The sequence below is a fragment of the Mycobacterium interjectum genome (genome assembly GCF_900078675.2).
GTDB classification, from domain to species: Bacteria; Actinomycetota; Actinomycetes; order Mycobacteriales; family Mycobacteriaceae; genus Mycobacterium; species Mycobacterium interjectum.
Genome location: NZ_LT546237.1, coordinates 3,340,906 through 3,351,578, shown reverse-complemented (window position 1 = coordinate 3,351,578; position 10,673 = coordinate 3,340,906). Strand labels below are relative to the sequence as shown.

The window sequence follows — 10,673 nt, the reverse complement described above, 5'->3', positions numbered from 1 at the left end:
AAGGGCCAGGGTTCGGCGGTGTTGGGCCAGGCGGGGGCCAACGGCACCAAGGGCCACGACGGCACCAGCCTCGGCGGTGGCGGCGGCACCGGCGGGACCTCCTCGGGCGTGTACTCGCCCTATGTCGACGTGACGCTCTACCCCGGGCCCAACGGATACGACTTCTCGTCCGCCGGCCAGGCCGGCGTCAAGGACGCCACGCTGGCATTCATCACAGCGGACCCGAACGGTCAACCCTCCTGGGGCGGCTATTCGGCGTACGACATCAACGGCGGCTCGCAGATCTCGTACATCAACAACCAGATCGCCAACATGCACACCGCGGGCATCAACGGGACCATCTCCTTCGGCGGCGAGGCGGGCACGGATCTGTCCGCGGTCAACGGGCAGACCCCCACCGCGCTGGAGCAGGACTACTTGTCGGTGGTGAACACCTACAAGATCTACAACCTGGACTTCGACGTCGAAGGCGGGTTGCAGTCCGACACTCCCGCGCTGACCACGCAGGCGAAGGCGATCGCCATGCTGCAGCAGCAGGAGGCCGCCAACGGGACGCCCGTCACGGTCTCGTACACGCTTCCGGTGCTGCCGACCGGTCTGGTCGCCGGGCAGGGCGGTGGGTTGAACGTTCTGCAGATCGCGGCCGCCAACAGCGTCGACGTATCCCGCGTCAACGTCATGGCCATGGACTACGGCAACGGCTTCGACCAGACCGGCAACTCCGGCATGGGGGTGTATGCGATCGACGCCGCGACGGCCACGCATGGCCAATTGATGACGCTCTACCCGTCGATGACCAGCCAGCAGGTGTGGCGCATGCTAGGGGTGACGCCCCTGATCGGAATCAACGACGACCCGAGCGAAATCTTCAGCCTCGCCAATGCCCAGCAGCTGACCACCTTCGCCCAGCAGAACGACATCGGCGAGCTGTCCATGTGGGAGCTCCCCCGCGACATCACCGGCACGTTGGGCGCCGTCGATGCCGTCGACGGCAGCGGAATCGCACAGACCCCGTTCGAGTTCTCGGGGATCTTCGAGCAGATCGGTAGCGGACCTTAGCCCGAGGCGACGGGTTACTTCGGCGTGAAGGTGAGGTGCAGTTCGCTGAGCCCGCGCAGGATGTACGTCGGCTCGTAGGTGTATCGGCGGTCGCCGGCCGGCCCGTGTTTGACCTCGTGGATTTTGATGTCGCCCATCCGGTCCAGGATGCGTTCGATGGAGACCCGGCCCTCCACCCGGGCGAGCGGCCCACCCGGACACGAGTGCACGCCGCGCGCGAACGCCATGTGCTCGCGGACGTTCTTGCGGCGGAGGTCGAATTCGTGCGGGTTGTCGAACCGGCGCGGGTCGCGGTTGGCCGCGCCCGGCAGCACCATGACGACGGTGCCGGCGGGGATGTCGACGCCGCCGACCCTGGTGGCCTTGCGGGCCAGGCGGGAGTCGCTTTTCACTGGACTGTCCATCCGCAGCGATTCCTCGATGAACCCGGGGATGAGGCTGCGGTCATCGCGCAGCTGTTGCTGGATGTCCGGTCGGTCGCCGATCACTTGGAGCGCGGCGCTGAGCAGCTTGGCCGTGGTTTCCTGCCCGGCGGCGAAAAGGAAGGTGGCGGAACGGACCACTTCGATGACTTCGGGTGTGGACCCGTCCGGGTATTTCGCCGTCGCCAGGGAGGTCAGCACGTCGTTGCGCGGTTCGGAGCGCCGATCCTCGATGTAGGAGCAGAACTTGTCGTCGAGCCATTCCAGCGGGTTGATGCCGACGCTCTCATGGTCGAGGGCGCCCACCCGTGCGTCGGGGCGGTCGGCGCCCAACACCACGCGGAACTCCTTGTGGTCCTCCTCCGGGACGCCGAGCAGATCGGCAATCACCAAGGTGGCGAACGGCTTTGAGTATTCGCTGATGAACTCGCACTCGCCGTTGACCAGAAACTCGTCCAGCTGGCGGTCGGCGAGGCGCCACATGAACTCCTCGTTCTGCTTAAGCCTGCTCGGGGTGAGCAGCTTGGCCAGCACCGACCGGGCCTTGGTGTGGTCCGGCGGATCCATGGTCACCATGTGCTCGTTCATCGGGAAGTAGCTGCGGTGCTCGTCGATCTGGGGGCCGATGTCGTCGCCCTCGGGCTGGAATGGCAGCGGGGGAAACGGCCCGCCGAGCGCGACGATGTTCGAGAACGTGTCGGGATCCTTGTAAACCTCGGTGGCCTCTTCGTAGCCGGTGACCGCGACGACCCCGTGGTGCGGCAGCCGCAGCACCGGGTTCTGGTTGCGCAGGTAGTCGAAGTAGGGGTGGGGGTCGGGCACCAGCGATTGATCGGTGAAGAAGTCGATCGTGTCGAAGTTGCTCATGTCGTGCGTGCCTCCAAGAGCCGGCTCTCGGCCGAATGATGAGTCAGCGGCGAGACTCTGCGCCCGCCCGAGTCAGATGTCCATTATCCATGAAGTGCTGAGCACTTGCTTAGCATGGCGGTATTGTCAGGGTCAAGATCGCCGCGCATGGGCGGCGCGACGATCTGGCTACGATCAGGCATGGTCGACACTGGGATGTCGCGAGTGCGTCGAGAGTGTGGAGTCAAGGCATGACACCTGCTTCCGTGGCCCGCAGGATCGGGGCGCCGGACGCGAAGAACCGCGGCCTGCTGCTCGACGCGGCCGAGCAGCTGATGCTCGAAGAGGGCTACGCCGCCGTCACCTCGCGCCGGCTCGCCAGCCGGGCGGGGCTGAAACCCCAACTGGTGCACTACTACTTCCGCACCATGGACGAGCTGTTCCTCGAGGTCTTCCGCCGCCGCGCCGAAGAAGGGCTTCAGGCGCAGGCGCGAGCGCTGCAATGCCCCCAGCCGCTGTGGGCGTTGTGGAGGTTCGGCACTGATCCCGGCTTCACCCGAATCTCGATGGAATTCATGGCGCTGGCAAACCATCGCAAGGAGATGCGGGCCGAAATCGCTTACTACGCGGAACGCTTCCGCGAGGAACAACGCCAGGTGGTGGCCGCCGCCCTGCAGCGTTACGGCGCGGAAAGCCAGGACGTGCCGCCGGTGGTGTGGACGGTCCTGATGACCAGCCTGTCGCGGTTCCTGGTTCTCGAGCAGGCGGTGGGCATCTCCGGCGGGCACGCCGAAACCTTGGAGCTGGTCGAGACTTACCTGCGGCGGCTGGAAGGCGAGCCGCGGCCCGTTGCAGGGATACCGGCCACCTGGGTGGTTCACCAGGTCCGCAGCGAACAGAGTGCGCCCTTGGGTCCAACCTTGGACACCACGACCTTGCCGTCGACCGACAGGTCGCATTGAATGCCGGGGTCCCCCGGTTCGCGCCCGGTCGTGACCGTGACCATCGCCCACTGATCCGGGTTCAACAGGTTCACCGGTTGCACCCACGGCTTACCGGGGCCGACATCGGCGTGCACCTGCGGGGTGAACGCGTACGGGTTGTGGCTGTAGTCGGAGAACACCGTCGGGTCCTGATCCTGGTAGAAGATGTCGACATACGCCGGGTTCCTGGACGAGACGATGTACACGACTTGGTGCCATACCGGGTCGGCGTGCGCCCGTCCGGCGTTCACCAGCAGGCCCGTCGGCGCCATCAAGATCGCCGCGCCGACGCCCAACAGTTTCTTCGCGGTGCTCGTCATGTCGCTCCTTCGGCTGCCGGGCGCGGACTGGCGGTGCGGTTCATCACCCGCTCTGCGGCCTGCCAGTGTGCGTCGGCAACCCACAGCCGTGCAAAGGATGCTATCGCTTCATCAGGGGAAACGCCGCTGATTACCCTTTTTATCTCGGCCGCCGGATAGCGGGCCAGCGACCGGGCGACCGACCGCCAGCCCTCGTCGAACGAGGCGCGCGGAAAAACCAGATCCACCAGGCCAATCCGCTCCGCCTGCGCGGCGTCGAGCGCGGTTCCCGTGCCCGCCAGGAGCAATGCCTTGCTCTTTCCGACAATCGCGGCCAGTCGTTCGGCGCCGCCCCAGGCCGGCATGATCTCCAGCGTCACCTGATTGAAGGCGATCTTGATGTCGTCGGCGGCCACCCGGATGTCGGCGGCGACGGCGAATTCGGCGCCGCCGCCGAAAGCGTGGCCGTTCAGGGCGGCGACGACCGGCGCCGGAAACGCCGCCAGCTGGTCGCAGATGGACCGCATCCGCCTGGCCATGGCCGCCGCATCCGCTTCGGTGCGGAGCGCGCTCAGTTCCTTGAGATCACCGCCCGAGACGAAAGCCCTGTCGCCCGCGCCCTTGACGACCAGGGCGCGCGCGCCCGCCGCGGCGTCGATCGCCTTCTCCAGCTGCTCCATGGTGTCCAGCGCGATGGCGTTGCGCGCGTGCGGGCGATCGATGGTGAGCACCGCCAGCCCGCCTTCGAACTCGAGGTCCACCATGCGTCGTCGCTCCAGTGAAAAAGCCGCGAATTACCGATATTGGCATTCTCTTTCGGGGAGAATAACATCATCGCAGCAGGTCCAGAAGTTCGTCACCGAGGATCGAGGTCGCCAGTGCGTAACCGAATCGTGGCGGTAGCGGCCGCGGCGCTCGCCGTGGCCGGCCTCGGCGCATGCAGCCCAAAGCCGCAAAGCCCCATCTCCAGCACGGCGTCGGTGACCGTGAACGGAAACGACGCAAACATCCATGTGGTCAAGTGCAGCCAGTTGGAGTGGTACCGGACCATAGACATCGGCGGCGATTTCGCCGGGGCCAAAGTAGTGATCGATCAACGAGCCGAGCCGCTTACCGCCGAGTCGGTCCGTATCCAGAATCTGGGCGGCTTCACCGGCATGTACTCGGCGCATGATGGCGGCAACGCTGACATGAGCCTGAGCGGTGACAAATTCACGATCACCGGTACCGCCAACGGCTATAAGACCGACAAGCCGGGCGAAGCGGCTTCCGCGACGTTCAAAATCGTCGCGACCTGCTGACCGTCACGGCCCGAGCCCGGGAACGTGGGGGCACGTTGCGGTCGGCCGCCCGCAGAGAATAGTATTCTCGTAAATTGCGAAGGAGGATTTCATGGGCCAGTTGTCGCACCGGGAGGACGTCCCGTTTCCGATCTTTGACGCGGATAACCATCTCTACGAGCCGCCGGAGGCGCTGACCAAGTTCCTGCCCAAGGAGTACAAGGACTTCGTCCAGTACGTACAGATCAACGGGCGCACCAAGATCGCGATCCGCGGCCACATCAGCAACTACATTCCCAACCCGACCTTCGAGGTCGTCGCCCGGCCGGGCGCGTGGGAGGAGTACTTCAAGTACGGCAACCCGGACGGCAAGAGCAAGCGCGAGCTGTTCGGTGAGCCGATGCGCGCGATCCCGGCGTTCTTCGAGCCCGGCCCGCGTCTGGAGAAGATGAACGAGCTGGGTCTGGACCGCACCCTGATGTTCCCGACGCTGGCCAGCCTGCTGGAGGAACGGCTGCGCGACGACCCGGTCGCCATCCACGTCCTGATCCATGCGCTGAATGAATGGCTCGATGAGGTCTGGGGCTTCAACTACCAGAACCGGATCTTCACCACCCCCGTCATCACCCTGCCGATCGTCGAGAAGGCGATCGAGGAGTTGGAGTGGGCGGTCAAGCGCGGTGCGCGCTGCATCCTGGTCCGCCCGGCTCCCGTCCCCGGCTTTCGTGGCCCGCGGTCGTTCGCGGTGCCCGAGTTCGACCCGTTCTGGGAGCGGGTCGTCGAGCACGACGTGCTGGTCGGCATGCACTCGTCCGACAGCGGCTACTCCCGGTACACCTCCGAGTGGGACGGCGCCGAACAGGAGATGCTGCCGTTCCAAACCAATGCGATGGGCATCCTCAACGAGTGGCGGCCGATCCAGGACGCGGTGGGCTCGTGGGTGATCCACGGCGCGCTCTACCGCCACCCGAAGCTGAAGGTCGCGATCGTCGAGGCCGGTTCGAAGTGGATGACCCCGCTGCTCGACGGCCTGGCCGAGGTCTTCCGGAAGGCCCCGGAGGTCTTCCCGAGCGACCCCGTGGAGATGGTCAAGAGCCGCATCCACGTCAGCCCGTTCTTCGAGGACGGCATCGACGATCTGGTCAACCTCGTCGGGGTGGATCGGGTCTTGTACGGCTCGGACTGGCCGCACCCGGAGGGGCTGGCTGAGCCGACCTTCTACGTCAACGCGCTGTCGCACCTGTCCGTCGACGATCAGGCAAAGATCATGGGCGGCAACCTCGGTCGCCTCGTCACGGTGTGACGCAGGCGCGTTCATGGCGGACCATCCCCGAGATGGTCTTGAGCGCGGCGGATCGGTTCGGCGACGCGGAGGCGGTCGTTGACGGTCCGCTGCGCTTGACATTCACCGAAGTTGTCAATCGGATTCGTTGCGCTGCAGGGGCCTTCGCGGACCTAGGTGTCGACAAGGGCGATCGGATCGCGGTCTGGGCACCGAACTCCGCTGAGTGGATAATCGCCGCCTTCGGGTTGCTCACCGCGGGCGGCGTGCTGGTGCCGGTGAACACCCGGTTCAGGGCCGGGGAAGCCGGCGACGTCATCGCGCGGAGCGGCGCCAGGGCCGTGCTGGTGCAGAAAGGATTTCTGGACCAGGCCTACATTGCGCCCGCCGGGATACCGGTCATCGATCTGAAGTCCGACTTCCTCGCCAGCGGTTCACCGTTCGAGCGGGCGGCGGTCGGCACCGACATCTCGGACATCATCTTCACCTCGGGCACGACGGGCCGCCCGAAGGGCGCGATGATGAACCACGGTCAGACGCTGCGCATGTACGAGGAGTGGGCGACGCTTGCGGACCTGCGCGAGGGCGACCGGTACCTACAAATCAACCCGTACTTCCACACGTTCGGCCTGAAAGCCGGACTCGTCACGTCCTTCCTGCGCGGCGCGACGATGCTGCCCGTCGCGGTTTTCGACGTCGACGCGGTGGTGAATCTCATTGACCGCGAGGGCATCACGATGCTGCCCGGCCCGCCGACGCTGTACCACTCGTTGCTGACGGTCCGCGACAAGGCCAAGCTGTCGACGTTGCGGGCCGGCGTGACCGGCGCCGCGGACATCCCCGTCGAACTGGTCCGTCGCATCCACAGCGAATTGCCGTTCCAGACGTTGATGACCGGATACGGCCTCACCGAGGCCGGCAACGTGACCCTGTCCCGGCCCGGTGATTCCTTCGAGCACGTGGCCACCACCGCGGGCCTGCCCTGCGAGGGAGTCGAGGTGCGCATCGCCGACGACGGCGAGGTGTTGGTCCGCGGCTACGGCGTCATGCAGGGCTACCTCGACGACCCCGTCGCCACGGCCGACGCGATCGACGCCGACGGCTGGTTGCACACCGGGGACCTGGGCAACCTGGACGACGCGGGCCGGCTCCGCATCGTCGGGCGCAAGAAGGACATGTTCATCGTCGGCGGATTCAACGCGTACCCGGCCGAGATCGAAGGCTTCCTGATGAACCATCCGGCCGTGGCGCAGGCGGCGGTCATCGGCGTTCCCGACGAGCGGCTCGGGCAGGTGGGCAAGGCCTTCATCGTCGCGAAAGATGCTGTCAGCGCTGAGGAATTGATCGGCTGGTGTCGCGAACGCATGGCCGGCTTCAAGGTGCCGCGTTCGGTCCAGTTCCTGGACGCCCTGCCCCTCAACGCCACCGGCAAGGTGGTCAAGGACTTGCTGAGTTAGGCCTGCGGCACTGGCGTATGCCCGATAAGAGAATCCCGTTTCCACAGCTTGTTGTGCGTTTGTACAGCGAGCGCGCCGCGAAATGAGCGGGACGCTCAGGAGGGGGTGATAACGTGGCTCTCCTGGTCGGTACGGGATTCGCGGCGAAAAGAATATCGGCGCAAGTGCTCGCGCGCCGGCGCGTGGCCCGAGTAGGGTTGCCCAACGGCGACGGCCAGAAGCAGACTTGCCACGACGGCAAGCGGTAGAGGAGTTTGGCATTGAGTCACGAACAGCCTTGTTTCCGGGCTGGTGAGCGGTGAGCGGGGGCACCCGCCAGAATGCCGCTGAAAAATCGGTTCCGGTGAACGAGGACGAAACCCCAAGCACTGCCNGGCGTCGACGACCAAGGATGTCGCGCAGGCGTGCGGGGCGGGCGCCGATTGCGGGCGCTGCCGGCGCACCGTCCAGGCGCTCCTGCGATCGTCGGCACCGGACCGGACGGCTCGACCGACCTAGCGGCGGGCGTTGCCCTCGGGTGACATCGGTCCGACGAGCTGGCCGAGCAGGCGGGGGATCTCCAGGCGCGGCAAGACGACCTCGACGAACACCATCCGGTCCCGGTGCTCGGCCGCCGCGGTGAAGGCGTCGTCGAGCTCGCCGTAGGTCTGCGCCCGGAACGCCAGGTGGTTGGCCACCCCCAGCGCGCGGGGTATCTCGGTCCAACTCCAGCTCACAATGTCGTTGTAGGGCGCCGTCTTTCCGTGAATCGCCCGTTCGACGGTGTAGCCGTCGTTGTTGACCACGACGATGACCGGGGACGACCCCTCGCGCGAGAAAATGCCGAGCTCCTGGACGGTCAGTTGCGCGGCCCCATCGCCGATCAGCAACACCGTCCTGCGCTCCGGATGCGCCACCGCGGCCCCGACCGCCGCGGGCAACGTGTAACCGATTGAGCCCCACAGCGGTTGACCGATGAAGGTGACGCCCTGCGGCAACNCGATGCGTCCGCCGACGCGGCGCAGCCGGCGCGACGCCGGCGCCGCCTCTCCGGACGCCTTCGCCGCCCCAAATGGTCCACCCTCGCCGCCAGCCTGGCGATCCTCGTCATCCTCGGCGCGCTGGCGGGCAGCGGATACATGATCAAAGAGCATCGCGATGCCGTGCAGCAGCGTCAGCGAGCGGCCGAATTCGTCGCCGCGGCGCGCCAGGGTGTCGTGACGCTGACGTCGCTGGACTTCAACCACGCCAAGCAAGGGGTGCAGCGCATCCTCGAGAACTCCACCGGATCGTTCAAGGACGACTTCCTGAAGATGGCCGACGATTTCACCAAGGTGGTGGAGCAGTCGAAGGTGGTTTCGCAAGGCAGCGTGCAGGCCGCGGCGGTGGAACTGGACTCGATGACCAAGGATTCGGCGGTGGTGCTGGTTGCGTCCACCTCTGAGGTCACGAATGCGGCCGGCGCCAAGCAGGATCCGCGCAGCTACCGGCTGATCGTGACGGTCGCACGCGACGGAGGCCAGCTCAAGATATCGAAAGTCGAGTTCGTGCCGTGACCGCAGACAAAACATCGGCCCACAAGGCCGCCGAGGTCGACGAGACCGCCGAGGTCGCAGGGGTCGACGAGACGCTTGACGCCGAAACGCAGGCCGACGTCAACCCTGCCGAAGGCGTCGAAGCCGTCGACTACGACAAGGAGCCGGGCCGCCTGAAGCGGTTCGCCGCGCGGGCGAAGAAGCGCTCGTCGGGAAGGGTTGTCCCCGCGGTGCTGGCGGTGCTCGTGGTCGTGTCGCTGGCCCTGCTCGGCGGACTGTACTGGTTTTCCTACCGGCCCGACCGGGCGACCGATGCGGGCGCCGCCAAGGCCGCGATCTCGGCCGCCAGCGAGGGAACGGTGGCGGTGCTGTCCTATTCCCCGGACACGCTGGACCGCGACTTCTCCTCCGCGAAGTCGCATTTGACCGGCGACTTCCTGTCCTACTACGACCAATTCACCCAGCAGATCGTCGCCCCGGCCGCCAAGCAGAAGGCGGTGAAGACGACCGCGGTGGTCCTTCGGGCCGCGGTGTCGGAGCTGCGTCCCGACTCGGCCGTGGTGCTGTTGTTCGTCAACCAGAGCACGCAGAGCAAGGATCGGCCGGAGCCGACGTTCACCAACAGCAGCGTTTCGGTCACCCTGACGAAAGCTAATGGCAGATGGCTGATTTCGTCGTTCAACCCGGTATAGGGTCGGCGCGTTGACGACCGGCGATATCCACTCGATGGTGATCGCGTCGGATTATCGTGTCCCGGACCCCGGCCGGGTGTGGCCGCTGCTCGAGCGCAACAAGGCCGCACTCGCCGACATCGGCGCCCACCACGTGCTGGTGTACACGTCCGCGCACGACTACGGGCGCGTACTGGTGATGATCGGGGTGCACAGCCGCGAGCCCATCGTGGAACTGCTGCGCTCGCGGGTCTTCTTCGATTGGTTCGACGCGGCCGGCGTCGAGGACATCCCCGCCGTCTTCGCCGGCGAGATCGTCGACAGGTTCATCCCGCAACCGCCGGCCGCGCCGGGGGCCCCGGGCGTGGTGGTATGCGCGATCGCCTCCGTCGACGACGTGTCGACGCTGACCGCCGGGGTCCGCTCCGCAATCGACAGGTTCACCGCCGCCGGCATCCGAAAGACATGGGTTTTCCAGGCTTTCGACGACGAGCACGAGGTCCTGATATTGCAGGAGTTTCCCGACGAGGACGGCGCGCGGCGGTGGATCGAACACCCGGACGCCGCGGCGCAATGGATGTCGGGGGCCGGCGTCGGGGCCTACCCCCCGCTGTTCGTCGGGCAGTTCTTCGACATGATGCGCATCGAGGGGGACTGAGCGCGCCCGATGTTCGTGTGCCTGTGCAACGGCGTCACCAGCCAGACGGTCGCCGAGGCCGTCGCGGCGGGGGCGTCGACGACCAAGGATGTCGCGCAGGCGTGCGGGGCGGGCGCCGATTGCGGGCGCTGCCGGCGCACCGTCCAGGCGCTCCTGCGATCGTCGGCACCGGACCGGACGGCTCGACCGACCTAGCGGCGGG

11 protein-coding genes and 3 pseudogenes are annotated in these 10,673 nt (G+C 66.5%); 10 read left to right on the top strand and 4 right to left on the bottom strand.

The genetic code is table 11. From position 1 onward, the window contains the following. Positions 1-1,059 (top strand): chitinase (locus BN4348_RS50465; RefSeq protein ID WP_211145751.1); only part of this gene is annotated, 1,059 nt, incomplete at its 5' end. 14 nt (positions 1,060-1,073) lie between these two features. Here the strand turns inward: BN4348_RS50465 and BN4348_RS50460 are convergent. Next, positions 1,074-2,348, bottom strand: coding sequence for a cytochrome P450 (locus BN4348_RS50460; protein ID WP_066915672.1), 1,275 nt, complete (start codon positions 2,346-2,348; stop codon positions 1,074-1,076). A gap of 230 nt (positions 2,349-2,578) precedes the next feature. Between BN4348_RS50460 and BN4348_RS50455 the strand changes: the two genes are divergently transcribed. Further along, positions 2,579-3,289 (top strand): TetR/AcrR family transcriptional regulator, encoded by a 711-nt coding sequence (locus BN4348_RS50455; RefSeq protein WP_066915670.1) that lies wholly within the window; start codon positions 2,579-2,581, stop codon positions 3,287-3,289. Here the strand turns inward: BN4348_RS50455 and BN4348_RS50450 are convergent. Continuing rightward, the gene (locus BN4348_RS50450) at positions 3,205-3,630 is read right to left on the bottom strand and encodes a LamG domain-containing protein (RefSeq protein WP_066915669.1); all 426 of its coding nucleotides are present in this window, start codon (positions 3,628-3,630) and stop codon (positions 3,205-3,207) included. The genes BN4348_RS50455 and BN4348_RS50450 overlap by 85 nt on opposite strands. Continuing rightward, positions 3,627-4,373: an enoyl-CoA hydratase/isomerase family protein gene (locus BN4348_RS50445; RefSeq protein ID WP_066915667.1), complete on the bottom strand. Its 747-nt coding sequence runs from the start codon at positions 4,371-4,373 to the stop codon at positions 3,627-3,629. Before BN4348_RS50445 ends, BN4348_RS50450 begins: the two co-directional genes overlap by 4 nt. A gap of 114 nt (positions 4,374-4,487) precedes the next feature. On the opposite strand from BN4348_RS50445, the gene BN4348_RS50440 reads away from it, so the two are divergent. From BN4348_RS50440 to BN4348_RS61800, 4 genes and pseudogenes are all read left to right on the top strand, one after another. After that, complete coding sequence (locus tag BN4348_RS50440; RefSeq protein ID WP_066915665.1) at positions 4,488-4,910, top strand: lipoprotein LpqH; 423 nt, start codon at positions 4,488-4,490, stop codon at positions 4,908-4,910. 91 nt (positions 4,911-5,001) lie between these two features. Continuing rightward, the gene (locus BN4348_RS50435; protein WP_066915663.1) at positions 5,002-6,192 is read left to right on the top strand and encodes an amidohydrolase family protein; all 1,191 of its coding nucleotides are present in this window, start codon (positions 5,002-5,004) and stop codon (positions 6,190-6,192) included. Then, the gene (locus BN4348_RS50430; protein WP_084454434.1) at positions 6,189-7,628 is read left to right on the top strand and encodes a FadD3 family acyl-CoA ligase; all 1,440 of its coding nucleotides are present in this window, start codon (positions 6,189-6,191) and stop codon (positions 7,626-7,628) included. Before BN4348_RS50435 ends, BN4348_RS50430 begins: the two co-directional genes overlap by 4 nt. Positions 7,629-7,997: 369 nt before the next feature. Continuing rightward, positions 7,998-8,126, top strand: a pseudogene (locus BN4348_RS61800) ((2Fe-2S)-binding protein); the annotation flags it as partial. Here the strand turns inward: BN4348_RS61800 and BN4348_RS50425 are convergent. Next, a pseudogene (locus BN4348_RS50425) lies at positions 8,123-8,605 on the bottom strand (thiamine pyrophosphate-dependent enzyme); the annotation flags it as partial. The pseudogenes BN4348_RS61800 and BN4348_RS50425 overlap by 4 nt on opposite strands. 54 nt (positions 8,606-8,659) lie before the next feature. Here BN4348_RS50425 and BN4348_RS50420 point away from each other — a divergent pair. The 4 genes and pseudogenes from BN4348_RS50420 to BN4348_RS50405 all read left to right on the top strand — a co-directional run. Continuing rightward, positions 8,660-9,163: pseudogene (locus BN4348_RS50420) on the top strand (hypothetical protein); the annotation flags it as partial. Beyond that, positions 9,139-9,834, top strand: a complete 696-nt coding sequence (locus BN4348_RS50415; protein WP_066915659.1) for a twin-arginine translocation pathway signal — start codon at positions 9,139-9,141, stop codon at positions 9,832-9,834. The pseudogene BN4348_RS50420 and the gene BN4348_RS50415, both read left to right, overlap by 25 nt. 10 nt (positions 9,835-9,844) lie before the next feature. Beyond that, entirely contained in the window at positions 9,845-10,471 is a 627-nt protein-coding gene (locus tag BN4348_RS50410; protein ID WP_096866191.1) for a fatty-acid--CoA ligase, read from the top strand. Between the two features lie 9 nt (positions 10,472-10,480). Next, entirely contained in the window at positions 10,481-10,666 is a 186-nt protein-coding gene (locus BN4348_RS50405) for a (2Fe-2S)-binding protein (RefSeq protein ID WP_066915657.1), read from the top strand. Positions 10,667-10,673: the final 7 nt, after the last annotated feature.